This window comes from Streptomyces griseoflavus (genome assembly GCF_014649995.1).
Classification (GTDB): Bacteria; Actinomycetota; Actinomycetes; order Streptomycetales; family Streptomycetaceae; genus Streptomyces; species Streptomyces griseoflavus.
Genome location: NZ_BMUC01000015.1, coordinates 59,660 through 85,088, shown reverse-complemented (window position 1 = coordinate 85,088; position 25,429 = coordinate 59,660). Strand labels below are relative to the sequence as shown.

Below are 25,429 nucleotides of genomic sequence, written 5' to 3'. Positions count from 1 at the left end.
GCCGGCACCGGGGCGGCGACGTCCACGCCCTCCGGGGAGCGGTGGGGCCCGCCCGCTCAGAGCCCCGGCGACCGGGTCATGCCCCAGGTGAGCGGGCCGCCGTCAGGGAGCGCGACCTCCGCGGTCACGGTGAAGCCGAGGCGTTCGTAGAACCGCACGTTGCGCGGATCGGAGGTCTCCAGGAAGGCCGGGAAACCCGCCGCCTCGGCAGCCTCCAGACCCGGCCGCAGCACCGCCGTGCCGCGACCCCGCCCCTGCGCCTCCGGGGCCACCCCGACGGTGGCGAGGAACCACACCGGGTGCGTGGGGCGGTGCGGCCCGAGTGCCTCCTCGGCGGCCTCGTACGCCGCGGCGCGGTCGCCCGCCAGCTCCGGGAGCAGGGAGCCGATCTCGGCGAAGGCCGGAGAGGGGTCCTGCTCGGGAGTCGTCCAGGCGGCCACCGCCAGGCGGTCTTCGGTGACCCAGGAACGGCCGTGGCGCAGCGCGACGCGCGCCAGGAACAGCTCCTGAAGACGGCGGACGCGCCGCTCGTGGTCGTCGGCGGCGACGACGTGCCGGGTGAACGGATAGTCCGCGAACGCGCGGGTCAGTACCTCCACGCACGCGGGTACGTCGTCGTGCGTGGTGGGCCGTGCGGGCGGGGTGGTGATGGACATGGTCTGCATGCTCCAGCTTGGGATCGTTCAGGGCGGGGAGGGAGTCGGCCGGTCAGGCGGGCACGGGGGCGGCGTCGCGCAGGCCGGTCCAGAGCCGGCGTTCGTCCGGCGCGGGGTCGTCGAGCACGGCGGGCGCGCCGTCGCCCAGACGCATGACGGAACGGCGTCCGCCGTACGCGGGCCAGTGCGGCACGGCACCGGCAGGTGCGTCCGCGGGCGCGTCGGCGGGCTTTCCCGTACGGGCGAAGGAGAGCCAGGCCCGGCGGATCACGTCGGACAGTTCCGGTGGGGCGCCGGGGCCGGTGAGCGGGGAGTCCAGGTTGCCGAAGACGTACCCGACCTCGGCCATGTGGCAGGCGCCGAGGGCACCGTCGAGCGCGGGGGAGGGGCGGGCGAACTCGTACACGTAGGTGTCCGCCCCGTGCGCGGCGCGGGACTCGGCCACCCGGAGCGCGGGGATGCGGTAGGCGTGGTCGCTCATGGCCGCGGACAGCAGGTCGCCCGGGGTCGCGCCGGGGTGCTTCGCGGAGTAGACCGCGCGGGCCCGCTCGGGGTCGAGCCCGAGCCCGGCGAGGAACCCGGTCAGCGCCTCGTCCGTGATCCTCGGCCCCATCCCCAATGGGACCAGGAAGAGCCGGAACTCGTCGCTGGTGGTGCCGGTGAGCAGGTCGATGTCGCGACCGGCTCCGCCGGCGATGGCGTCGACCGGGCGCTGCGGCAGGGTGGATCCGTCCACGACGGGCAGCACGGTGGTGCCGCCGCCCGCCGACTCGCCCCACTGGGCGGGATCGGTGGCCCGGGCGATCTCCTGCCCCAGGGCGGCGTTGGCGGCGACGAGCCGCTCGGGCGGTACGACGGCCAGGCCCTCGCGCGTCGGCTCCGTTCCGGCGAGGGCGGCCAGCCGCTCGGTGATGCGGCGGGCGATGTTCTCGGGGTGGCTGTGGTGGCCGGCTCCGCTTTGTGTGATCGCCCGCCGGAACAGGCCCCGGGCGTGCGGCATGGCCATGAGCGTGGTGATGCAGATGGCCCCGGCGGACTGGCCGAAGACGGTGACGTTGTCCGGGTCGCCGCCGAACTGGGTGATGTTGTCGTGAACCCATTGCAGCGCGGCGATCTGGTCCAGCAGACCGAGGTTCGCGGTGCCGTCGGGGAGGAGCAGGAAACCCTCCGCACCGAGCCGGTAGTTGAGGGTGACGCAGACGGCGCCGTCCGCGGCGAGCCGCGTGCCGTCGTAGGAGGGCAGTGAGGCGGAGCCGTTGCGGAAGGCGCCGCCGTGGATCCACACCATGACCGGAAGCCGGCCTCCGGTGAGGCCCGGCGCAGGCGTCCACACGTTGAGGTTCAGACAGTCCTCACCGGTGCTCACGGCTTCTTCCAGCAGGGCGGCCATCGCCGGGTGGTAGCCGGGCTGCGGCGCGGCGGGCCCAGGGACGAGCGCGTCACGCACCCCGGTCCACGGCTGCGGCGGCTCGGGTGGCATCAGGCGCCGGGGGCCGAACGGCGGAGCCGCGTAGGGGATCCCCTGGAATGCCGCCACCTCGCCCTTCCACTGTCCGCAGATCGTGCCTGCCAGGGTGGGAACGGTGACGTGCATGGGGCCTCGCAATCCATGATCTTGCCCGGTCATCCTTCCCGGCCGCCCTGAGGGCGGACAAGTGGTTTTCGGACCGGTCGGACAGGGCGCGCCGGATTGGCCCGGTCTCTTCTGCCCCAGGCGGCAGACGGCAGGCGGCAGGCGGCCCGGTGCCGCCCTCACCGATCCCCTCCGGGGCCGCGTCACCAGGGCGAGCGGATGGTCGGACGCAGTGTGGCGAGGACGTGTGGGGCGTCGCCCGCCCTCACCACGTCGAGCGTGGCTCGACAGCCGGCCCCTGCACGGACGGTTGCCGAAGAGGAGGCGGGCCGGGAAGGCCAGTTCCTTCCCGGCCCGTGGTGGTTCGGTTGTCGCGCTGGTCAGGTGTTGGCTGTCGCGGTGAATCGGGTGGCGACGTCTTCCCAGTTGACGAGGTTCCAGAGTTTGGTGACGTAGTCGGGGCGGACGTTCTTGTACTGCAGGTAGTAGGCGTGTTCCCAGGCGTCGAAGACGAGCAGCGGAGTGCTGCCCTGACCGACGTTGCCGTGGTGGTCGTAGACCTGCTCGACGATCAGGCGCTTGCCGAGGGGCTCCCAGGCCAGGACGCCCCAGCCGGAGCCCTGGACGGACGCTGTCGCGACGGTGAGCTGCTTCTTGAACTGCTCGAAACCACCGAAGTGTTCGTCGATGGCGTCGGCGAGGACGCCGTCGGGGCGGTCGCCGCCGTCGGGGGAGAGGTTCTGCCAGAAGATCGAGTGCAGGACGTGGCCGGAGAGGTTGAAGGCGAAGGTCTTCTCCAGCCCGACCAGTGAGGTCGGGGTGATCTGGTCCTTGTCGCGGGCTTCGGCGATCTGTTCGAGGGTGTCGTTGGCACCCTTGACGTAGGCGGCGTGGTGTTTGGCGTGGTGCAGTTCCAGGATCTGCCCGGTGATGGCCGGTTCCAGCGAGGAGTAGTCGTAGGGCAGGTCAGGAAGCGCGTAGGCGCTCATCAGGCACGTCCCCTTTCCGGGTGAGTGGTCGTCCGGGGACAGCCTATGCCTTTATTGCGAACAACTTGCAACAGCGACCCTGATGCATCAACATCATGCGTGGCGGGGTCGGCCCGTCAGTCTTCGGTGTGGAGCGCCTTCCGTCCGTCGGCGCGTCCTTCCTGGAGAGTGATCGTCTTCTCACCCGGCGTCCGCCGGTTCCCGGCCGGCCCCGCTCCGACATGCGACGGCCTCAGCGGTGCTCAGCCGTGGAGGGTGCGGGTCTCCGCCGCCGGAAGGGAGTGGCGCCCTTCCGCGCGAGACACCGGGGCTTGAGCTTGATGGCTGCCCGGACGATCAGGGTTCGGGCGCTGGACGAGTCGTTCGTCGTCCTCGCATGACGGCAGGCATGCATCCGTTGCGGGGGTGGCGACAGCCGGCCGGCCCATTCCATGTTCGCCGCCACCATCGCACCCAGCTTTTCCCACCGGGGTGAAGCCCGCGTTCAAGCCCTCGTCAGCGGACTGTCCACGCCTCAGGCCCGCAGGCCCAAGACCTAGGGCCTGTCTGACAAATGATCATCTGGCCGTTTCGCGGAGCCAGAGGATCAGGGAGGCGAGGACGACTCCCGCGCGGTAGCGGTCCGCGAGCTTGTCGAACCTGGTTGCGATCGCGCGGAACTGCTTGAGGCGAGCAAAGCATCGTTCGACCACGTTGCGGTCGCGATGGATCTCCCTGTCAAAGGCGGGTGGCCGGCCGCCCCAGAGCCCCTTGCGTCGACGGTTGGCCAGCTGGTCGCGGCGCTCGGGGATCGTGGCGGCGATGCCCCGCCGCCTCAGCAGTTGGCGGATGGCCCTGCTGGAGTATGCCTTGTCACCCAGCACACGTTGCGGCGTCGCGCGCGGGCGAGCCGTGCTGACGCGCGGGATGCGGACCCCGTCGAGGACATCGGCGAACGCGGTGGCGTCGTTGACGTTTCCGGGTGTGAGCACGATCGACAGCGGCAGTCCCCGGCCGTCGACGGCAAGATGGACTTTGGTGATCAGTCCGCCCCGGGACCGACCGTTCCCATGCCGTATCTCTCAACTCACCTCGACCTGACACAAGATCAATTATCAGACCGGCTATAGAGTCCCTGCCTGTGGTGAATCATCAGGACGAAACCAGGATGGCCTACGACGGTGTCGTCGAGCTGTACGCATCGCTGTTCGCGAACCGGCTGGAGACACAGCCTTTCTCGCGGGCCATGATCGGCACCTTCGCCGAACTGGTGCGCGCGACGGGCAACCTGCGGGCAGCGGATGTCGGGTGCGGGCCCGGACACCTGACAGCCATGCTGCACGAACTGGGCCTGGATGCCTTCGGACTCGATCTTGCTCCCGGCATGGTCGCCCACGCCCGGCAGGTCCATCCGGCGCTGCGCTTCCAGGAGGCGCGGATGGAATCCCTGCCGGTCGAGGACGCCGCCCTCGGCGGCGTACTGGCCCACTACTCAATGATCCACACCCCTCCGGGAGAACTACCGGAGCTGATCGCCGAACAGGTACGCGTCCTGGCGCCGAATGGTCTGCTGCTGGTCTCCTTTTTCGGGACCGACGGACAGGAACCGGTCCGGTTCGACCACAAGGTGGCGCCCGCCTATAGCTGGCCGGCGGATCGCCTCGCCGGACTGCTGGGTGATGCCGGGCTCGATCCCTTCGCTCGGCTGCTCCACGATCCAGCCTCTGATCGGGGCTTCCTCGACGCCCATCTACTGGCCCGCCGTTCGTAGGCCCTGCCCAGTCCCCACGGCCGGTCAGCGCACCTCTGGCTTGCAAACTCAGCCGAATCTCGCTGGTTGGAATGGAATTGTCAGACAGGCCCTAGGGGGCGGAGCCACGAAAGAGGTGAGCCGCCGGTCAGCCGTGCGGGCCGTGGCAGTGGTGCCGGTCGCGCCAGGCCCGGGGCGGCATCCCGTACGCGTCCTTGAAGACTCTGCTGAAGTGGGTCGCGTTCGTGAAACCCCAGCTCCGCCCGATTGCCGCCACGGTTCGCGACCGCCCGGCGGGCCCGGCCAGCTCCCGCTTGCACGCGTCGAGCCGCCGGGCACGTATCCAGTCCCCGAGACTGATGCCTGCCCGGGACAGCACGGCGTACAGATGCCGTACGGAGATGCCGTGCGCCGCCGCGATCCGGGCCGCGGACAGATCGGGGTCGGACAGGTGCTCCCGGATGTAGTGCTTGATCCGCAGAGTGAGCGTCGCCTCCAGGGGCTCCTTCGCCAGCCGCGCGTCTCCGCGCTGGGAGACCAGGACAGCACGCAGCAGCTCGATGCTGGGGGCGACGACGGCCTCGTCGCGGTGCAACTCGCCGCTCACCGCGAGCTGCGAGAAGTACATGTAGGCCAGCCGCGCAACCGGGTTCCCGACACCGAACGTCACCGTGGTGGCGTCCCGCAGCAGCCGGTCGGGCAGCGCGAGGGCTGCGAGGGGCAGCCGCAGGAAGTGGTGGTCGATGCCCTCGTCGAAGAGGAGCGTGTACGGGGCGTCGGACCGCAGCACGGCGAACTCCCCCGGCCCCACGACGCATTCGCGCCCGTTCTGCACACCGATGCTGGTGCCGGTCACCTGAAGACTCAGGAAGAGGGACGGCTCCTCGTCCTTCCGTACGAGTCGCTCCGTGCGGCGCAGCCTGACCGCCGTCGACCGAGCCGAACACACTCTGAGCGGCCCGACGGATCCGACGTCCATCCGCGCCCGGATCTCCCCGGCCGCGGGGCGGTGGTCGATGTCGACGACCACCACGGAGCCCCACACGGCGTCCCGGATGACCGCCTCACGATCCTGCGGCCGTATGTACGTGGTGTCCAGCGCCGGACTCATCCGGTGCACCCGGCCCGACATGGCACCACCAGGGTTCCTCGCTGCACGCGCCCCCCTCGACACGGACGGTTCCGGCACGAGTGTGGGTGACGCGTGCGTGCGGTGCAACTGTCCGGCTGCCGGAGGGACGGCGTTTCGGCACGGCGAGCAAAACATCCGGCACGCACAGCAAAGTCGCGACTCTCCGACGGGCCTAGGGTCCTTCAGCGGTACATCACCTCCACTGGATCGGACGGGGTCTCATATGCGCATCTCCATACGTCGGGCCGCCAGGACCGCCTGCACGGTCGTCACCGCGACGGCCGCGCTGCTCGGCGTCGCGGCGGCCGCTGCTCCCGGGGCCTCCGCGGTGGCCGGCGACCCCTATACGTGCGACACGTACACCGTTTCCTTCGCGGCCTCGCACTCCGCGAGCATGAAGATCAGCGCGTGGATCCCGTACAGCAACGGCATCTACAGCAAGGACTGCACGCTCCGGATGAACGATCAGGGAGGCGGCGTGAAGGCACTCCAGCGGAGCCTGCGGCACTGCTACCAGCAGCAAATCGCTGATGACGGGTTCTTCGGCCCGGCCACCTTCGCCGCTCTGAAGAACGCGCAGAGCAGGCTCGCGGGGGTGGCCGTCGACGGGAAGTACGAGTTCTACACGGCCCGTGCCATCAAGTTCCCCTACTTCACCCCGACCGGCGCGTTCTACTCGTGCCGCTGACCCGTACGAGACATGCGCACATGAGGTGCGCGTGTCCGGGCGGGCCACGGGGTCGCTGCACTCGCGGAGTGCACGGGGCGAGTGCCGCAGCCAGAACAACGCCACCGGCGGGGTGCTCGGCGACAAGACCTGCAAGGCCGTCGAGCGCCCGGAGGAAAGACGGGCGTGACCACGGACGGCATGTTCGTCCCGGGCCCCGCGACGCTCCCTTCGGCTGCTCCCTTACGAGCGACCGGTGAAGTCAAGGACGGACGAGGCGACGATCGAAGCGGGGGGTGCTGCATGGCGCCCCCCGCTCCCGCGTAGGTGAGGACGGGACAGTTGAGACACAGCAAGTTCAGACGCTTGCGCGCCGCAGCGGCCTCGACGGCCGCGCTTGCGGTCGCGGTCGGCATCGGCCTGCCGCAGGCGTCCGCCGACAGTTCGCGCCCCCGAGCACTTGACGGCTGGTCGGCCGAGACGGATGCCGCGGTGAGGGGCGACGGCGTGTCCGCGGCTGCGAGACCCGGGTTCAAGCCCTCGGCAGTGGCCGAGGGCCGTCGTGCCGCTGTACTCGGCGAGGACTTCGCCGACTCGGGCGACCGGGCGCTCACTACTTCCGGAGACGCCACCGGGTTCCACGTGATGGTGGCCGAGGAGAAGAAGGGGTACGGGTGGCGGACCGCAGCCACGCTGTCCGAGGCTGGGTTCGAGACGGACGCCTGGATCGGTAACGCCTGCGTGACGGAGTCAGGACGGTATGCCGCCGTGGCGTACGCGCCCCGGACGTTCACCAACAAGCCCGAACTGATGAGCCGGGGCGCCTTCACCGCGATCGTCGATCTCGACACCGGGAGCGTTCGCAAGCTGCCCTTCCAGGCTTCCCTGGGCTACTTCTCGCCCGGCTGCGGCAGTGGCGAGAACGCGGTCTTCTCCCAGTTCACCGACGAAGTGTCGTCGGCCGCTCCGGAGACCAGGCTGATCACCGTCGCCGGTCCGAGCGGGACGACGCGCGCGGCACGCCTGGGCGGGCAGATCACCTCGGCGGTACCCGTGGGCGGACAGATCGTCGCCGCCCACGGCAATCGGATCGTCGGGATCGACGGGACGAGGACACGGGTGGTGGCCCGCACCCATGGCGTGCCGTTCCAGCTCAAGCCGGACGCGGGCGGCGGCGTCACCTTCATCGACCGTCTGCCCGGCCGGACGCGGTCCGCCCCGCAGGCCGATACCGAGTCCGAAGCCGCCGTCTTCCGCGTCACCCCGGCACAGCTCCGCTCACCTGCGGCGAAGCACACCGCCCAGCGACTGGTCAGGGGCAAGCTGACCTCCTTCGACCTGGCCAGGGCGGCGGACGGCACGGTCTTCGTCACAGGTACGGCCCGTACAGAGCAGGGCACTGAACTCCCGGGTTCGGTGCGCAACCCGGGCGGCATCGCCAAGGACGCGCGCCTGTCCAGTCACGGCCGCGCCGCCCTCACCACCGCATGGGCCGACGGGGAAGACTCGCGGACGCCCTCTCGGGGTACCCTGGCGGCCCGGCCGGCACGGGTGACCTTGAAGGCGCTGGACACTGGTGAAAGCGTGACGCTGGACGCCATGCCGCACGAACGCATCGGCACCGCGAAGGCGCAGGACAGTTCTCGCGCGACCAGCCCCGTCCTGCCCCAACCGCTGGGGGCGGAGGCCAAGTCGTCCCGGACGGCTGCCGGGTCCCCGGTCGACGCGGACCGCACCTGCTCCGTCCCTCGCGGGGACCTGCGCAAGCAGGCGTTCCAACCGACCCCCCGGCAGGTCGAGTGGGCAGTGGACCAGACCGTGGTGCGGAACCTCAACGCGCATGCCAGCCGGCCGGCCGGCTGGAAGGGGATGGGCATGCCTGCGTACTCACCGCAGACGCTGTTCCCCCTCAGGTCCCTGACCGGCGGGACCGGCGCCGACTGGCACATCCCCGCGCAGATCATGCTGGGCATCACCGCGCAGGAATCCAACATGTGGCAGGCCACCCGCTACGCGGTGCCCGGTGTCACGGCCAACCCGCTGATCGGCAATTACTACGGCGTCAGGTACTCGGCCGACGGTACGCAGCACGACCCCTGGGCGATCGACTGGTCGAAGTCGGATTGCGGCTACGGCATCGCCCAGGTCACCGACGGAATGCGGCTGCCGGACAAGGGCGAGGTCACGCTGACTCCGGTCCAGCAGGAAGCCGTAGCCCTCGACTACGCCGCCAACATCGCCAAGGGGGCGGACATCCTCGCCGACAAGTGGAACCAGACCCGAGCCGACGGTCTCGTCGTCAACAACGGCGAACCGAAATGGATTGAGAACTGGTTCTACGCCCTGTGGGCCTACAACTCCGGCTACTACCCCAAGGCCGCGGCCCACAAGTACTCGGGCAAGTGGGGTGTGGGCTGGACCAACAACCCGGCGAACCCCCTGTGGAAAGAGAACCGCAACCCGTTCCTGGAGTCCGACGGAGGCGGCGACCAGTACGCCGATGCCGCGACGCCGCAGAACTGGCCGTACCAGGAGAAGGTGATCGGCTGGGCGGCCCGCCCGCTGTCCGCGATGTTCGCCCCCGGCGACTTCCGCCCCGGTTACCGACAGGCGACCTGGCTGACTCCTGGCTTCCGCACCACCGCGAAGCCGCCGATCGACCTGTTCTGCGACAGCGGCAACGACTGCGCCCCCTCGAAGATCGGCGAGGACGCCACCAACCACACCGGCGGCGGACCGTGTCTGCTCCCCGGGGACGACGACACCGATCCGCTGTACCTCAAGTGCTGGTACCACCAGCCGGTGACCTGGAAGGACTGCGGTCCCGCCGTGAGGGCGTGCGGCTATCCGCTGCACCGGTTCGACACCGGCTACGCGGAGCAGCCGGACGGCTCCGCCTACCCTCCGAGGTGCTCGGCCGGCCTGCCGGCCGGCAGCCTCGTGGTCGACGACATCCCCGCCGGGACCACACCCAGCGGCTCCGCCAACCGCGACTGCGGGCCGTCGGAGTCGGCGGGCACCTTCACGTTCGACTTCGCCTCACCGTCCGGCCGGATCGATCTCCACCAGATCGGAGCCGGATACGGCAACCACTTCTGGTTCTCCCACACCCACCAGCAGCGCGGCACCGAGCCGCCCCGTGTCAAAGTCACCGGCACCTGGGCCCTGCGAGGTGACCACCGCGGCTGGATGAGGGTGTGGGTCCATCTGCCCGACCACGGGGCCCACACCCGCCAGGCCCTCTACTCGGTCATGGGCACCGACTCCACCAGCCCGCACCGCTCCAAGCCGCAACGAGTGATGACCAACAAGTGGGTGTCGCTCGGCGCGTTCAACTTCACGGACGCGCCCCGCGTCTCCCTGTCGAACGTCACCCGGGACGGCAACGGAACCGAGGACGTTGCCTGGGACGCCGTGGCCTTCCAGCCGCTGGGAGGCAAGCCCCGTGACCAGATCGTGGCCATGGGTGACTCGTACTCCTCGGGCGAAGGCGTCACCGAAGGTGCCGGCGGCGCGGACTACTACCCGGAGACCGACTTCTACAGCGGTGACAAGGCCACCATGAACGGCTGTCACCGGTCCCGGAAGGCATGGTCCCGGCAAGCGGTCCTGCCTGCCCGCACTTCCTCGATCGGCACCCTCGCGGATGCCGGAGACCCGTCCCTGGACTTCCAGTTCGTCGCCTGCTCGGGAGCACGGCACTACAACCTCATCGGTGAGGGCCAGCATCACGAGCCGGGCCAGATCGCCCAGGGAGCGCTGGACCAGCACACCTCCCTGGTGACGGTCTCGATCGGCGGCAACGACGCGAGGTTCGCCGACGTCGTGACGAAATGCGTCCTTCCCGCGATTCCGCACTGCTCCAGTGCCAGCATCGGCGCCCTCGACCCGGACACCGGGGAGAAGATCCCGGGCGAAGAGACAGGTCCCCTGGAAGCATGGGCGCCTGTCTGGATGCATGACACGGTACGTCCCCGCCTGGTCACCACTTTGAAGAAGATCCAGGAACGGGCTCCGAACGCGCGGATCGTCCTCATGGGCTATCCCAGACTCCTGACCGGCGCCACCTGCGCGAACATCAACGAGCAGAACAAGACCTGGCTGAACGGGCTGGCGGACTTGCTGGCGGCCGAGATGGCCGGCGCCGTCGCGGACGCCAACTCCCGGCACGGGACCCGCGCCGTCTTCTCCGACCCACGCGACGAGTTCGACGGGAAGGCAATCTGCGGCAGCCCGGAAGGCGTCCACGGCATCATCCTCAGCGGCCACTCGCAGGCGGACCTGGGCGTCACCTCAAGTAAATCCTTCCACCCGAACATCTACGGCGCCGCGCTCTACACCGACTCCTTGGAGGCCACTCTGAGCGCCCTGGAATAAGGCGCATCCTGCCGGCACGGTGGGTCCGGGGCCGACGTACGCGTCAGCCCCGGACCCAAGGCCCACGCTCACTGATCTCACGGAACGGACATCCGTCGACCGGGGGAGATGCTGCGAGTGGGCGGGCCGCGCCGCGGCCGCCGGGCCGCCCGCCCTCCGACCCACACCCTCCGCTTCGCCGGCGGCAGTCGCCGAGGCCGCCATGGACCGGGAGAAGCGGGTCACGGCGATGGTGTGTCTGCGACCGTGCGGCCTACGTGCTCGCCTGCCCGCGAATCACGGCGAGCACGCCGTGCAGCCCGTCAGCTTTCACCAGCACGTCACGAGCCCTGGATCCCTCGCTCGGCCCGACGATGCCCCGGGACTCCATGAGGTCCATCAGCCGCCCCGCCTTGGCGAAGCCGACGCCCAGTTTGCGCTGGACCATGCTGGTGGACCCGAACTGCGTGGAGACGACCAGTTCGGCCGCCCGGCACAGCAGGTCAAGGTCCTCGCCGATCTCCTCGTCGGTCCCCTTCTTCTGCTTGGCGCCCACAACGACGTCGTCCCGAAAGGCGGACGCCAACTGTTCCCTGCAGTGCCGGGCGACCGCCGCGACCTCGTCGCCGGTCACGAACGCGCCCTGTATACGCCTCGGTTCGTCCACACCCATCGGCAGGAACAGCCCGTCGCCCTTGCCGATCAGTTTCTCGGCGCCGGGCTGCTCGAGGATGACCCCCGAGTCCGCGAGCGAGGAGGTGGCGAAGGCGAGCCGTGAGGGGACGTTCGCGTTGATGAGACCGGTGACGACGCCGGCCGACGGCCGCTGCGTGACGAGCACCAGATGGATGCCGACCGCGCGCGCGAGCTGTGTGATGCGCACGATCGCGTCCTCGACGTCGTGCGGCGCGACCTTCATCAGATCGAACAGCTCGTCCACGATCACCAGAAGGTACGGGTAGGGACGGAGCTCGCGCTCACTCTCCTCCGGCGCCTTCACCTTGCCGCCCCGCACGGCCTGGTTGAAGTCGTCGATATGGCGGAAGCCGTATGCCGCGAGGTCGTCGTAGCGCAGGTCCATCTCTCGTACGACCCACTGGAGGGCCTCGGCGGCCCGCTTCGGGTCGGTGATGATCGGCGTGATCAGGTGCGGGATGCCCTGATAGAGGGTCAGCTCGATGCGCTTGGGGTCAATTAGGACCATGCGCACGTCCTCCGGGGTCGCGCGCATCATGATGGACGTGATCAGGCAGTCGACGAAGGACGATGTGCCGGAACCGGCAGCTCCTCCGACAAGCAGGTGCGGCAACTGCGCGATGTTGGCCGTCACATAACCGCCCTCGACGTCCTGGCCGAGCGCGACGAGCATCGGATGGTCGTCCTCGGCGTCGGCTGCGAAGCGCAGCACGTCACCGAGGGTGACCGTTTCGCGGTCGGTGTTGGGGATCTCGATACCGACCGCGGATCTGCCGGTGACCGGGCTGACGATCCGCACGTCCGGGCTGGCGACCGCGTACGCGATGTTCTTCGTCAGTGCGGTGATCCGCTCGACCTTCACGGCGGGCCCGGGCTCGACCTCGTAGCGGGTGACCGTCGGCCCGCGCGTGAAGCCGGTGACGCGGGCATCGACCTTGAACTCGGAGAAGACATTGATGAGTGAGGCGACGACGCGGTCGTTGGCGGCGCTGCGCGCCTTGCCAGGGGCCCCGCGCGTGAGGAGGTCGGGGGAGGGCAGGCAGTAGATGATGTCGCCGGACATCCGTGGCGGTTCCGCAGCGGGCCGTGGGGGCCGGGAGGACAGCGTGGCCTCGGCGACGGCCCGCGCCTTCTCGGTGCGTCGGTTGGTCCGGGAATCGAGGGCGATGGCGTCCAAGGCGGTGCTGACGTGCGCGTCGAAGGGCGAGGGCGGACAGGGCCCGGAGACTGTGGCCGAGGGCCGGACCGGTCGCCGTGCGGCGACCTTGACCGACCTCGCGACGGCCACCCGGTATTCCAGCTCGGCCCACATCTGTGGTCTCTGCCGTACTCCGGCGGCGAGGGTCCGCTCGTAGACGTAGTCGTACAACTCCGGCACGGTGATGATCCCGTCCTGGTCCCGATCAGCATTGCCGGTGCGCAGCCCGTCGATGATCGCCCCAGTGAATCTGGAGGGCTCAGGCGACAACGCACTGAGGTGCCGGCCCTCCCAGGCGTACTCGGTGCGATTGGTGGCCGTGAGGACGGCCCTGCCGTGGCCTGCGAGGACCTCGTTCACGTGCACAGTGGTGTCGCCTTTGGCACCAGGTAGAAAAGCACCGCTGTAGCAGCAGTCCAGGAGCACCACGATCGACTTCGCCCGGCAACGGCTCATCTGGTCCTGCACGAACGCTGCGGATATCGCAGTCGACGCGAGGAGCCTTCTGTCCGTGTCCGCGGCTGCGAAGTAGAGCCTCCCGTTGTCGTCCTTGATGCCGTGGCAGGAAACGTGCAGCAGGAGCAGGTCGTCGCGACTTCGATCCAGGAAGAAGCCCTCGATGGAGCGCGTCACTTCATGATGAGGTCGATCGATCACCTGAACCACGTCGAAGTGTCCGATTCGCGGATCGCGCAGGACTTCGGCCAACCCGGCGGCATCACGCGCCGGTGATCGGAGTTGTTGCAGAGCGGGATTCTCGTACTGGCCGGTGGCGATGAGCAGTGCTTGCCGGCTACCGGGCATGGCCACCAGCCATGTGTCCCCTGCTCCAGCTCAATGCTGTGCTCACTGGAAGACACTCACTGGGTTCGGAACCCGCGGGCGCGTTCCGGGAGCGGATGAGTTCGACGCGAGCAACCCCCAATGCGAGCACCAGGTCTCGGAGTTGGATCGTGAGTTCGTAGAATTCGACCTGATCGCTGACGGGTGCACCCTCAAGCATCACGGTCTTCAAGTATGCGTTGGCCACAGACCCCCCCGGAAGTTGCCGACGTGAATCAGCCTACCTTCAAGAGGGGAATGATTTACGGGGTTGAACAGGCAGGCGCACGGGGGTGAATTCCCTCCAGGATCGGTCCCATTGTGACCCGTGACGCACTTCCAGCCGTAGACGGGCGGCCCACGAGGCGCCCACCACCAGGCACGTCCGTACTGCGCCGCGCCCCGGACCTCTCGCTGGTCGATCGGAGCACGCCCGAGTCGCAGGGAGCCGAGGTGCGAGGTCGCCGCCCTCGTCGTCACGCCGGTGGCGACCTTGTGCCGGAGGCGCGATCGAGCCGAAGACCGGCCGGTGTGTCGGATGGCCGCCCGGCGGGAGCCAGAGGCGCATGGACGAGGCCGGCACGGGTCCGGCGGAGCAACTCCAGTGCGAGTGCCTCGCCCGAGGCGTCCGTCCCGAGGAGGCGGTTGGCGTGCAGGTGTACGTAGCTGCGCCACAGCGCTTCCCGGGACCGCCACAGACCGCCATCGCTGTGCAATGTGGTGACCTGGGCGATGGCAGGCTCGAGTGCCTGCCGACGGGCGTTGAGTAGCTGGGTCACTTCGTCGTCGCCGGGCGGGGCGTCTCCCAGCGCTTGCCGCAGGGCACGTTGCCGCTTGCGGTACTCGGAGCCGCCGAGGTGTGACGACAGCGGATCGCCGTAGCCGAAAGCCGCTCGTTCTTCCGGGGGCAGGCCCAGGCAAGCCAGGAGGTCGTCGATGCTGACCACGGCCAACTCCAGTAGATCTCGGCCGAGCCGGCCTTCGGCACGGCCCCGCAGCATCTCGGCGACGACCGGGCTGTCAGCCATGAAGAGCGCCTCTGCCGCCGCCATCCCGGCCTCGCCTCCGTACCTCTCCACTTCACGCTCGTACGTCTCGAAGCAGAACTTCCCGCAGAAGCCTTCAGCCGTCAGTCTCCCGACCCAGGCGCAGACCTTCTCCACCAGCGGGCCGGTGAGCGCAACTGGATCTCCGTGGAAGCGGAGGCGGACGTGGCACTCGGGATCCGCGTAGCGGACGAAGAACCAACCATCCGCGAGACCGGACCGGGTGGCGTGTTCGGCGAAGGCACGTAGAGGTCCGCCGATCAGATCCTCTTCTCGGTGCACGTCGCAGTACAGCTTCAAGTACAGCCAGTCGCTGCCCGGGGGACGGAGCCGTTGTACGGGGTCGACCACGTGCATGACGGACGGTCCATCGTCAGCGGGGCGCACACCGCCATGGCGGACGAGGGGTGCCACGACTTCGCAGAGGTGGCCGCCGTCGGTTCCCGGCAGCCAGGCGTGCTCCAGTCCGGGCAGGGCTTCCTGAAGCAGTGCAGACCCACCTGGGACGCCCGTCCTGAGTTCCTCCCGGAGCAGCTCGACATCCCGTTCGTCGTCCAGGTCGAGGAGCAGCCGGTTGTCGGCGACCGTCAGGTAGACGTGGCTGGGTACATCCCATGTGGTCCGCCAGGTGGAGAGCGCTGGTGCGAAGCCGTCGTCGGGTTCGGACTCTGCGACGGTGGCCGGGTCGAGCCGCCACTGGGCGGGGGCCAGCACGGTGCGGTGGCGCTGGACCCTTGGCAGGTAGCCGAGTTCGGCCGCAGGTCCCCAGGAGAAGGCGGTGAACCGGCACCGGCCGTCGTGGGCGACGTCGGAGAGGAACTTGACGGCGGCCGGCGCCCTCCGCGTGTTGAGCATGTGGCCTTGGAGACCGACGACCTCGGCTCCCCCCGCCGGCCAACCGATCACGAAGCTCCCGTTCCTGAGGCCGACTACGAGTTCGCGCGCCGGTATCACGCCCTCAGCCGATACGCCGGGCCAGGCGTCGATGAGGATCTCGTGTCGCCGTACCGCAGGCCTCAGCGCCACGTTCGCGGAGCGTGGAGGGTCGGGTGAATAGACGACCTCAGCCATGAGCGTGCCGGGATCGGCCGCTTGCTCGATGCGTGCGAGTTCGGCCAGCGCCGCCTCAGAGGGCGGTCCGAGGAGACTGGCAAACCTCCCCAGGCCGCGGCCGGCAGCGGACGCCCCGAGGCTGGGGCCGATGACGATCCGGAAGTCGCCTCTGTCGATGGCGGCCGGCGAGGTGGCGGCGACGAAGAAGGACAACTCAACTGACGGCGGGACATTCTCGGGGACAGGATCGGACGTGGCCAACTGGGCAAGGAGGTCGTCGTCCAGCTCCACCACCCGACGACGCTCCCGGTTGGCCGTTACGGCGAGGTTGAGGAGTAGTTGGTCGCGCGGACCGTGCCTGGGCTCGCCCGCGCCGTGCGAGGACGGCGGTCCGAGCCCCGTTGCGGGGTCGAGCAGCTCCAGTAGCGGGACCCAGCGGTGCGGTCCGTACCGGCTTTCGAAAGCCCGCCGGTACTCCATCAGGTGCGGCAAGCCCGCCGGGAGACGGCTGAGACGCAGGAGCACCTCAGCGGCCTCGGCCGCTTCGGAGGCAACTGAGGCGTGCAGTCGGGTGGACCGCAGTGAGAGAGCTGTGTCGGTCTGCAGGAGTTTGCTGTGGCTCCTCCCCGTGCCGCCGGCTGTTGCGGACTTGGAAGGGTGAAAATCAGCAACCTGGTGCTGCAGGTGCTGCAGGTGGTCTGCCTTCCGGTCGAGAGGTAGCTCGTCCCATCCGGCCAGTTCGTCGCTCAGCTGGGCCAGTTGCCGAGCGATGGCTTGTGCTCGTTCCGAAGGGGTTGCCTCGAGGGACCTGCGCAACCGCGTCATCGGATCGCCGCAGGTCGGTGCCTGGCTCAGCTCGGAGATGAGGAAGCCCTGAGCCGACAGGTCGTCGACCAACCGGTCAGCCTTGTCCGGAGTAGCACCGGGTATTCCGCGGACCGCCTGCACCAGGTCGGTCCGCGAGGTGACCGCCTGTGCCGCACTCAGCACAAGCCGTACGGCGGCGGTGGCGCGTACGGAGCCGCCTGCCGCCGACCCCTCTGTGAGGAGGGCGCGGCCACCGTGTAGAAGGACGGACGGACTGGCCATCATGCGCAGGTGTGGGCCGATGTCCGGGTCGTGGCTGAGCCGCTCGGTCAGCTCGTGCAGCCATCCCATATCGGCCCGTGTGTGCGTGTGTGATGCGGCCGGGACGATCGCGAGGTCCGTGGCGGTGGCCCAGCTCACCAGGCCGACTCCTGCGAACAGGCCGAAGGGCGTCGGTCTGGTGGTCATTCTGATGAGGTAGCGCCTGAGCTTGCGGGCCAGGCGTGGACCCCGGCTGTCCTGCGGGCCGGTCCGTTCCAGCGCGGCGGTCAGATCTGGACTGGCCACCCGTATCGCGAGGGCCAGGAGCGGATCAGGGGGCAGCATCGAGGAGTCGGACCGAGGCGTGAGAGTGGCATCGCGGGCGTCCGCCGGGAGGAGCGGGGCCCGTACGACGGCCCAGCCGAGCGGCTCGTACAGGGGAGACCGGTGGGCCTGGCGTGCGGATCGGCCGCGGGCAGTTCTGGTCATGAGAGGAGGAACATCCGATCCCAGACCGGCTCGGTCTCGGTGGCTGCGGCCAGGAGGGTCATGGCGACACCGGCGGCGCCGTCGAGCAGGCCGGCCCGGTCCACGCCGATGTTCGCCGCCTCCCGGGAGGCATAGCCGAACGGCCGCTCGGGATCGTATGCGGCCAAAAGCTGATCGACCAGTCCGGTCGACGCGTCCGCGAGGGTGTCCGATGGGTTGTCTCTCGAAAAGCGCAGGACGATCTGGAGCAGCCCCGCTACACCATGGCAGTAGGTGGGGGAGGCGAGGTGGCGCAACTCGGGGGGTCGTCGCAGGACGCTGGTGATTCCCTCGACCGCAGCGGCGCGCAGCCCGCCGTCATCGAGGGCTTCCCCGGCCAGCCATAGGGAACGCGCGACCCCTGGAGTGCCGTAGCACCAGGCACCTCTTGTCGCGCCGTAGGCCCCACCGGGAGCCGGTCGTCCCGTGGGTGTCAGCGGTACGGCGTCGGGCCAGCCGCCTCCCCATGCGTCCTCGACCCGCTGCGAGAGTAGCCATTGGGCCAGGGACCGCACCGCCTCGCGCTGACCGGGAACCTCGTAACCGCCCTGCAGAGCGAGGGACAGTACTGCCAGGGGTCCGGGTATCCCGTGTGCCAGCCCACAGTTGAGCTGGCCCGACGGATACGTCTGGCGCGTCGACTCGGAGAGCAGCAGTTCCGGCGGGGTGGCCCAACGGGGCGCGTCTCGGGAGGGTTCGGCAAGGTGGACGAGCGCGGTGAGAACGTCCGACAGTACGCCGAGAGAGTCGCGCTTCAAGAGGTACGCCGTCACGCCACTCACCCCGGAGACCAGATCGAAAGCACTCACCGGCATGCCGGACCTGGTGGTGTCCAGTAGTGCGGCGAGTTCCGATGCCTGCGGTGCCAGCAGTTCGTCGGCAGCGGCGAGTGCCCGCTGGTACCGGTCGCCGCTACGGCTCAACGATTCCACTGCGAAGGCGAAACCGCCGAGTCCGGCGAACAGCCCAGCATGCTTCGGGCCACGGTCTTCGAGAGCAGTCACCCCTTCGGCGAGGAAACCGTGGCCGACCGCGTCCCACCCTTCCCCTGGGAGGCACCGATCGAGATAGGAGCACATCACAGCGATTCCGGCGTGTCCTGCTGCGAGTCCGTACGGGTTCCAGTGCACCGATTCCGGATAGCGCGTCTGGCGGCGGGCCAGGGGCAGTGACTGAGCGATACGTTCGCGATCAGTGGTACGGACAGCTACATCCCGTACCACGAAAAGCACCGTGCTCTGCCGGGTTGCGTCGAGGGTGCTGACCCAGGCCGGCGACAGTTCCTTGTCAGGCGTGGCGGACTCCGTCACTTGGACTCCCAACCCGTGGGGACTTGGTGGTGGGGGCAGCTTGGGCAACTGCTGCGAAGGGCTCAGCAGCGTGGACTGCAGGCTGTCTCGATACAGCTCAGCGTCTTGTCCCAGTCCTCGTCCGGAAGACAACCCGTGCAGGTCGACTCGCAGGTGGGCCAGATGTCGCACGTGTTGGTACATCCCCAGTCCCCGCACGTACACGTCCAGAACCCCTCGGTCCACGGGACCGGCCGGCAGTCCCCCTCTGGGTCCGTGAGAATCGGCTGCGTGTAATAGTCCACCGGGTTCGTGTTCTCGTCATACACGGCGGCACGGAACTGCGGCCGACGCCGGGTTGGCTGAGGGCCGCGGCGGCCGGGTCCGCCGAATGGTGTCGCTCGCCTTTGCCGGAGGTCAAGGTCGAACTCGTCCGGCGGGCGCACCGATGTCGTGCGTGTGTGGGCGATGTGGGCGCCTTTTCTGAGCGTCAGCTGAGTTGCTTCGGCACCGACGAACGGTGCCCTCTCGGACGGGATTCGCGAGCTGTCGAGGACGTCGCTGACGGAGAACTCGATGAAGGAGTCGAGCCCTTTCGTGAGGTAGAGACGCCTGTGGCCGGGGCGATCACTGTCTCCCAACAGCCCGCTCACGGTCAGACCGGATTCCGGCGGTTGTGAGGGGTCCGGGCGCAGCTTTTCGACCAGAGGATCTTGGGGGCCTTCGACGTCCCTGGAAGCGTTATTGTCCATGGGGTCGGGCATGACGTTCTCCCCAGGGCGATCGGGGCGGCCCGACATGCCGGCAGCTGCGGGCCTCCGTGCCTGTCTTCATTCTCTCGCGTCCCCGAGAGCCATGCCAGCCGAGCACCGTTACTCAACCCTGTCCACGATCAACACCGGTCCAGCAGAAGGTCACCTGCCCGTCCTGCCTTCGTCCAACACCGCCTCTCAGCGGGGAGAGTTCCACTCGCTGCTCCCGCGCCGCCAGGTCGTTCATCTGCTGTGCTGTCATCGGGCGGGACGACCTTTCACCCGGCGCGTCGGCCAGGTGCGCCGGGAGCCCCTGGGCGCTGCTTCGTTCGAGGCGCTGGGCTCCGTGGGTGACGGGCGTGCTCACCAGGCAGGCGGTGCCGATTGACGGATTGGGGCCTGCCGGACATGGGCAGACAGCCCAGCGGAACAAGGTGACATGAGCACGCCACTTCTCAGGAGGTCGACCATGCACTTACGCCCGCTCGCCCATGTCCTCAGCGCCGCCCTCACGGTGGCCTGCACTCTGGTCGGTGGCCAGGCCTACGCGGCATCGACAGGCCCCGCCGACCAGTCCCAGGCGGCTCGCGTCGTGACCTACGACGCCAGTGCCTCGGCGGAGTTCAGGGCCGCCGTCGACCGGGGTGCGGCGATCTGGAACGCCAGCGTGGACGGAGTCGAACTGCGCCCGGCCGCCGCCGGACAACGCGCCAACATCCGGATCCTGGCCGACAACGGCTGGCCCCGGGCCCTGACCACCTCGCTCGGCAACGGAACCGTGTACATCGGGCGCCAGGCGGTCGACCAGGGGTACGACACGATCCGCATCTCGTCGCACGAACTCGGCCACATCCTGGGCCTGCCGGACCGTAAACCCGGCCCCTGTACCAGCCTGATGTCGGGAAGCAGCGCCGGTGTTTCGTGCACGAACCCGTACCCGAACGCGGCCGAGAAGGCGGCGGTCGAGAGCAGGTTCGGCGCCCTGTCCGCCAGCCTGGCGGAGGTCGCGCGCGATGTGGTGACCGTGGACTGACCCGCGCCGTTGTGCGGGGGCGTCCCGTCCCCGCACAACGACACCAGCCGAGGGACAGCGGCGACGGCCGACGAGGACCTGGGCGCAGAGCGTGTTGCCCTGCGACGACGTGGGGGAGGGCAGCAGGCGGGCGAAGGCGGACCTGCGGCCGCAGCGGTGGCTGCACGGGGCCCATGCGGCCGCCGCTCGCGCGGTTCGCGGGACCGGCGGGTGTGCTCGCCTGACCGCTCGTCCAGCGAGGCGTTCCACAGGACGGGGGAATCGTCGCGGGCCGCTCACCGGTCTCGGCGTCGGTACACGTCACCGAACCGTCCTCGTTCGTCTTGTCCTTCAGCCCATTGGCCTTGACCGGCAGCGTGTACGAATAGGTGCGCCGGAGAGCCTTTCTCCGATCTCGACGTACTGCTCGAAGCCGGTCCGCGTCGCCTCGACGATGACGTCGGCGCCCGGCACGTCCTCCGGGTGGCGAGCAGTGGTGCCGTCCGGCTCTGGCGCGGGAAGAGCACCCTTCCACTGCAGCGTCATGGCCTGCTCACCACTGCCCAGGGTGACGAGATCACGTCGGGCATCGTCAGGGGCGGCGGCCGGCGAACGCGGCGCGGTGCCGCCCTTGTCGGCCAGGCATAGCGCGTTGGGACGCTCCTTCGCCTCCACCGGCCCTGGTCAGCGTGGCATCGGCCTTGCGCCACGCACCGGCCCGCCGGACCCGCACCGGTCCGGAGGTCAGCTCGGTGGTTTGAGTGCCGTCGGGGTTGGCCCGGTGCGGAGTGGGTCGAGTTGCCCGGCGAAAGCAGGCGAGACAGCGAAGCGGGAGAGGGCGAGCCCGGCGGCGTCGACGGCGAGCTCGATCGTGACCCTCCCGCTGCCCGGTCGCGCCGCGCCCGCGGTCGTCCCTTCGAACCTGCTCGAATCGTGGCAGGAAACCTCGCGGTGCAGAACCTGATCGACGCAAGCTGACGACCGAGCGATCGCGTACGCCAACCGCCTGATCAGTAAGGCCTGTTGCGCTGTGAACCGCAGGAGAGGGAACCCTAGTGCGCTGTCACCACAAAGCCGCCGTCGCAGTAGCCGTCATCGCGACAACGGTCGGAGCGATAGGTCTCACGCACACACGGTCTTCGACGGTCCCGCAGCGACCTCACGCGCTCAGCGAGGAGGAGAAGGATCTGCTGCACGAGGCCGAGGAGACGCTGACCCGTTCCTGCATGGCAGGCAAGGGCTTCAAAACCTGGGTGGTGCCCCGGCGACCTGTACCAGACGACCGCGAATTCCCCTACGTCGTCGATGACGTGGAGTGGGCATCCAGGCATGGATACGGGAGTGACATCCTCGCTCGGCGGGCCGAGGTGCGCGGCTCCGACCCGAACCGGCAGTACTTCGCCGGCCTGACACCGGCGGAGCGACAGCGTGCGCTGGACGCACTCCACGGGGAGAGGACCGGGAAGCGTGTCTCGGTCCGCCCCCCGAACGGCATGACGGTGAGTCGTGTGGCGGGAGGGTGCGCCGCAGATGCCCAGAAAGAGCTCTACGGGGACCTCGAGACATGGTTTCGGGTTCTGACCGTCACGGATGCTCTCGAAACGCTGCGCAGCAGCATGACCACCGGCGACGCCGAGTTCGCGGGGCTGGTCAAGGACTGGTCCGCATGCATGCGCGTACGCGGACTTCCCTACAAGACCCCGCAGGAGGCCCGTGCCGAATTCTTGAATCCGGATCACCGCAGGAGCCGGAAAGACGAAATACGCGTGGCGGTCATCGAGGCACGCTGCGCGGCGAGTTCCGGCCTCTCCCGCACCGCTCACCGTCTCGACGCGCAGCACGACAAGCGGCTGCGCGACGAGTACGCGGACGAGGTGCGCACCAGGCTCAGGTTGGAGAACGAAGCACTTCCGCGGGCCCGAGCCGCCGTCCGTCCGTCGTGACGGGCCGTCACAACAACCGACCAGGAGACAGGACACCATGAAGAAGATCAGTATTGCCCTGACCGCCCTTACGCTCATGGCCATGGGTGCGGCCGCTCCCGCTGCCTCCGCACAGCCCGCACCGCTGCCGGCGGCTCCGAAGGGTGCCGTGGCCGCTGCCGCCGACGGCTACCTGTACGCATGGGACGGCTTCGCGCGCGGCGGGGCGCAGTGCCGCTGGCAGCAGAACGACGCCAACTGGGACACCTGCTCCGGCATCAACATGAGAAACCGGGCAAGCTCCCTCGAGAACCGCGGTTACGCCGGCGCCTACGAGGACGTCGACCTGTTCTACAAGCCCTCCTGGGTAGGTTCCAGGAACTGCCTGCCCAACGGCTACTACCTCGACAACCTCACGGGCATCTACTTCCTGTGGGACGGCAACGACGGCCAGGGGCAGTCGATGAACAACAACATCGCCAGCCACCGCTGGACCAACAACTGCTGACGTCGGCCGCCGAGGCAGCCCCGTAATCTCTGACGCGGTCCTGCAAGAGGACCGGTGTGCCTCCGGACCCGGCATGACTGTTGCCCCCTGTCGTGAAATGACCTGGAGGGCGGTGTCACCGGGTCCGAGGGGTGCTGTCGAAGACGCAACGCACCACGGCCCCGGTCTGACCCCGGGCCGGCCAGGCCGATGGCCTGGCCATAGACGTCCAACGCGGCCTGGTGCAGGGCTTCGAAGAGTCCCGCGGCGATCCTTTGGTTCCAGGGCTGCGCCCGGCCGGGCCGCCGGCCGGGCGCAGCCCTGCCCAGGATCACCCGAGCGTTTCCTCCGTCACCGCGGCGGGAGGGGAGATCCGCCAGGCGACGCACCCGGCCGCGGCGAGCCCGACGATGGCCAGGAAGCTGCTGGCGAGAAACGGGTCGGTGCCGTCCAGCGCGGGAGCGAACCCGACGCCGACGTAAAGCGTGACACCGGTGGAACCGCCCAGTTGGTCGGCGGCCCGCTGGACGCCGGAGGCGATGCCGGCGTCCTCCTCGGTCACTCCGGTCACCGCGACGTACTGCAGCCCGACGACCCCGAACCCCATCCCCGCCGCGATGAGCACCATGGCCGGAACCATCGCCCAGCCGGTGGCCCCGAGGGAAGAGATCAGAACGATGGCTGCCATCGCCAGCACGGTGAAGCCGATCCCGGCCAGGACACAGGCCCGGGCACCCCACCGTCCGAGCAGCCGGGGAACCAGCACCGAGGCCACGATCAGGGACACCGCCAAGGGCAGCATCGTCAGACCGGCCTGGAGCGGGCCGGCACCCGACCGGTCCTGCAGGTAGTAGGTGAACAGCAGGAACGAGGTGGACAGCGCCGCGCTCAGCAGAGCGGTGGCGAAGTTGGCCAGGACGCGTGGCCGGTGGCGGAAGAACCGCAGCGGCACGAGCGGGTTCCGTGAACGGCGCTCGGCCCTGACGAACAGGGCGCCGGCTGCCACCGCGCCGGCCAACGCCGCCGACGGCAGCCAGGCCAGCTTGCTGACCGCCTGTCCTGCCTCGACGATGCCGAGGGTGAACAGCAGCGGGGCCGCGACCAGCAGGAGCGAACCGGAAAGGTCCAAAGGTGTGGGCTCGGCCGGCCGTTCGCTCGGCAGGAGAATGGCCGCTGCCGCGAGCACGACCAGGATGAACGGCACGGACACCAGGAAGATCCACCGCCAGCCGAGCAGCTCGGTGATGATCCCGGAGACCACGAACCCGAGGACGAGGCCACAGCTCGCGACGGCCGCCCACACGCCCAGCGCCCGCGACCTGCGCGGCCCCTCGGGGAACATGAGCACGATCACCGCCATCGCCGCCGGAAGCGCGATCGCTTCCCCGGCACCCTGCAGCAGCCGGGCCGTCACCAGCACGGCGAAGGACGGCGCGAGCCCGGCCAGCAAGGACGCGGCACCGAAGAGCGTGGTGCCAAGCAGGAGGACGCGGCGCCTGCCGAGCACGTCGCCCAGCCGGCCGCCGAGCATCAGCAGCCCGCCGCCGGTGATCGTGTACCCGACCACGACCCAGACGAGGGTGTGACCGTCGACCCCGAAGTCGCCGCCGATCGTGGGCAGGGCGATGTTGACGACGGTCACGTCCACCGCGATGAAGAACTGCAGCATGGCCATGCAGCACAGCACCAGCCACGCCCGCACCGGGGACGCTCCGTTGCCGTGCGAAGAAGGAATGCCTGAAAACACCGAGTGCTCCGTTGCCCGGGAGAAGTTCCGAGCAGCACGAACGTGCCGCTCCGGTCCAACCACGAAGCAGCGAAACGTCCAAACGAAAGTGAGACGAACGCCCCGCCGCTAGCGGAGCGTCCTCGTCACCGCGGCACAAGCCGCGCACGAAGCACCAGACATGGCGCCGATGATAGCGGAGCCGAGGGCAAGTGATCCGTGGGCGTCATTCCGTCGCGGACCTACCAGCCACCCTCGTTCCACACCCAGCCCTAGTCCCCCTTCACGCCCGGCAGAGCCGGCGCCGTCGGACAGAACTCCGTCCTGTCCGCGCGACCCCGGCGGCGATGACTTTTCCAGCGGCACAGGGTCGGGTTGGTTTCCCTCGAGCACGGTGTACACCGCCTCCCCATCGCCGGTGAGACCACTCCCTCAACCATGCAGGGGAGCGCACAGCAAACCCGCAGCCTCGCTGTCGGGCCTCGAGGACCCGCGGCCTGTGGTGGCGCCTCGGCGACCCCTGCCTGCCGCTGTCCCTGGCCATTTCCTGCCGGGCTGGTGGCGGTGGTGCCGGGATTTGGTGCTTCGCGCGGGTGCGGCCTGCCTTGACGGCGTCGTCCGGCACTACATACGCTAACGGCGTTAGAAAAGCTAACGCTGTTAGGCCGACGGTGCGGACCGGTGTCGCGCCGTCTCAGGGCAAGGAGACTCACATGCGTACGCGTACT

Annotated in this window: 15 protein-coding genes and 1 pseudogene; 6 read left to right on the top strand and 10 right to left on the bottom strand. The window is 69.2% G+C overall.

Features of this window, described 5'->3' with window-relative positions; translation table 11 throughout:
* Positions 1-56: 56 nt before the first annotated feature.
* The 4 genes and pseudogenes from IE172_RS26930 to IE172_RS26915 form a co-directional block, all read right to left on the bottom strand.
* A complete protein-coding gene (locus IE172_RS26930) occupies positions 57-656 on the bottom strand; it encodes a GNAT family N-acetyltransferase (protein WP_190099908.1) in 600 nt (199 codons plus the stop codon).
* A gap of 52 nt (positions 657-708) precedes the next feature.
* On the bottom strand, positions 709-2,250 hold the full coding sequence (locus IE172_RS26925; protein ID WP_190099907.1) for a carboxylesterase/lipase family protein: 1,542 nt from the start codon (positions 2,248-2,250) through the stop codon (positions 709-711).
* 359 nt (positions 2,251-2,609) lie between these two features.
* Positions 2,610-3,218, bottom strand: coding sequence for a superoxide dismutase (locus IE172_RS26920; RefSeq protein ID WP_190099906.1), 609 nt, complete (start codon positions 3,216-3,218; stop codon positions 2,610-2,612).
* Positions 3,219-3,753: 535 nt separating this feature from the next.
* Positions 3,754-4,261 (bottom strand): annotated as a pseudogene (locus IE172_RS26915) (IS5 family transposase); the annotation flags it as partial.
* Between the two features lie 77 nt (positions 4,262-4,338).
* Between IE172_RS26915 and IE172_RS26910 the strand changes: the two are divergent.
* Positions 4,339-4,968, top strand: coding sequence for a class I SAM-dependent methyltransferase (locus IE172_RS26910; protein ID WP_190099905.1), 630 nt, complete (start codon positions 4,339-4,341; stop codon positions 4,966-4,968).
* 127 nt (positions 4,969-5,095) lie between these two features.
* Here the strand turns inward: IE172_RS26910 and IE172_RS26905 are convergent, their stop codons facing one another.
* On the bottom strand, positions 5,096-6,058 hold the full coding sequence (locus tag IE172_RS26905; RefSeq protein WP_190099904.1) for an AraC-like ligand-binding domain-containing protein: 963 nt from the start codon (positions 6,056-6,058) through the stop codon (positions 5,096-5,098).
* 244 nt (positions 6,059-6,302) lie between these two features.
* On the opposite strand from IE172_RS26905, the gene IE172_RS26900 reads away from it, so the two are divergent.
* Both IE172_RS26900 and IE172_RS26895 read left to right on the top strand, forming a co-directional pair.
* Positions 6,303-6,767, top strand: coding sequence for a peptidoglycan-binding domain-containing protein (locus IE172_RS26900; RefSeq protein WP_190099903.1), 465 nt, complete (start codon positions 6,303-6,305; stop codon positions 6,765-6,767).
* Positions 6,768-7,253: 486 nt separating this feature from the next.
* Positions 7,254-11,123 carry an SGNH/GDSL hydrolase family protein gene (locus tag IE172_RS26895; RefSeq protein ID WP_190099902.1) on the top strand — a complete coding sequence of 1,290 codons (3,870 nt, stop codon included), beginning with the start codon at positions 7,254-7,256 and terminating at the stop codon, positions 11,121-11,123.
* A gap of 253 nt (positions 11,124-11,376) precedes the next feature.
* Here IE172_RS26895 and IE172_RS26890 read toward each other — a convergent pair whose 3' ends face one another.
* From IE172_RS26890 to IE172_RS26880, 3 genes are all read right to left on the bottom strand, one after another.
* Positions 11,377-13,800, bottom strand: a complete 2,424-nt coding sequence (locus IE172_RS26890; protein WP_229886479.1) for a caspase, EACC1-associated type — start codon at positions 13,798-13,800, stop codon at positions 11,377-11,379.
* 494 nt (positions 13,801-14,294) lie between these two features.
* Positions 14,295-17,330 (bottom strand): lantibiotic dehydratase, encoded by a 3,036-nt coding sequence (locus IE172_RS26885; RefSeq protein WP_190099900.1) that lies wholly within the window; start codon positions 17,328-17,330, stop codon positions 14,295-14,297.
* Between the two features lie 140 nt (positions 17,331-17,470).
* Positions 17,471-18,823: a lanthionine synthetase C family protein gene (locus IE172_RS26880; RefSeq protein WP_190099899.1), complete on the bottom strand. Its 1,353-nt coding sequence runs from the start codon at positions 18,821-18,823 to the stop codon at positions 17,471-17,473.
* Between the two features lie 1,200 nt (positions 18,824-20,023).
* Here IE172_RS26880 and IE172_RS26875 point away from each other — a divergent pair.
* Entirely contained in the window at positions 20,024-20,587 is a 564-nt protein-coding gene (locus tag IE172_RS26875; RefSeq protein WP_190099898.1) for a snapalysin family zinc-dependent metalloprotease, read from the top strand.
* Positions 20,588-20,917: 330 nt separating this feature from the next.
* Here the strand turns inward: IE172_RS26875 and IE172_RS26870 are convergent, their stop codons facing one another.
* Positions 20,918-21,241, bottom strand: coding sequence for a hypothetical protein (locus IE172_RS26870; RefSeq protein WP_190099897.1), 324 nt, complete (start codon positions 21,239-21,241; stop codon positions 20,918-20,920).
* Positions 21,242-21,792: 551 nt separating this feature from the next.
* Between IE172_RS26870 and IE172_RS26865 the strand changes: the two genes are divergently transcribed.
* Positions 21,793-22,509, top strand: a complete 717-nt coding sequence (locus IE172_RS26865; RefSeq protein WP_190099896.1) for a hypothetical protein — start codon at positions 21,793-21,795, stop codon at positions 22,507-22,509.
* Between the two features lie 37 nt (positions 22,510-22,546).
* Positions 22,547-22,996 (top strand): hypothetical protein, encoded by a 450-nt coding sequence (locus IE172_RS26860; protein WP_190099895.1) that lies wholly within the window; start codon positions 22,547-22,549, stop codon positions 22,994-22,996.
* A 310-nt stretch (positions 22,997-23,306) separates the two neighbouring features.
* Here the strand turns inward: IE172_RS26860 and IE172_RS26855 are convergent, their stop codons facing one another.
* Positions 23,307-24,650: an MFS transporter gene (locus tag IE172_RS26855; RefSeq protein WP_190099994.1), complete on the bottom strand. Its 1,344-nt coding sequence runs from the start codon at positions 24,648-24,650 to the stop codon at positions 23,307-23,309.
* Positions 24,651-25,429 lie beyond the last annotated feature (779 nt).

Bases quoted from the DNA above. Each gene is read 5' to 3' on its own strand.
- IE172_RS26930 (WP_190099908.1), bottom strand. From the start codon at position 656: ATGTCCATCACCACCCCGCCCGCACGGCCCACCACGCACGACGACGTA.
- IE172_RS26925 (WP_190099907.1), bottom strand. From the start codon at position 2,250: ATGCACGTCACCGTTCCCACCCTGGCAGGCACGATCTGCGGACAGTGG.
- IE172_RS26920 (WP_190099906.1), bottom strand. From the start codon at position 3,218: ATGAGCGCCTACGCGCTTCCTGACCTGCCCTACGACTACTCCTCGCTG.
- IE172_RS26905 (WP_190099904.1), bottom strand. From the start codon at position 6,058: ATGAGTCCGGCGCTGGACACCACGTACATACGGCCGCAGGATCGTGAG.
- IE172_RS26900 (WP_190099903.1), top strand. From the start codon at position 6,303: ATGCGCATCTCCATACGTCGGGCCGCCAGGACCGCCTGCACGGTCGTC.
- IE172_RS26890 (WP_229886479.1), bottom strand. From the start codon at position 13,800: ATGCCCGGTAGCCGGCAAGCACTGCTCATCGCCACCGGCCAGTACGAG.
- IE172_RS26885 (WP_190099900.1), bottom strand. From the start codon at position 17,330: ATGCTGCCCCCTGATCCGCTCCTGGCCCTCGCGATACGGGTGGCCAGT.
- IE172_RS26875 (WP_190099898.1), top strand. From the start codon at position 20,024: ATGCACTTACGCCCGCTCGCCCATGTCCTCAGCGCCGCCCTCACGGTG.
- IE172_RS26865 (WP_190099896.1), top strand. From the start codon at position 21,793: ATGGCAGGCAAGGGCTTCAAAACCTGGGTGGTGCCCCGGCGACCTGTA.
- IE172_RS26860 (WP_190099895.1), top strand. From the start codon at position 22,547: ATGAAGAAGATCAGTATTGCCCTGACCGCCCTTACGCTCATGGCCATG.
- IE172_RS26855 (WP_190099994.1), bottom strand. From the start codon at position 24,650: ATGGCCATGCTGCAGTTCTTCATCGCGGTGGACGTGACCGTCGTCAAC.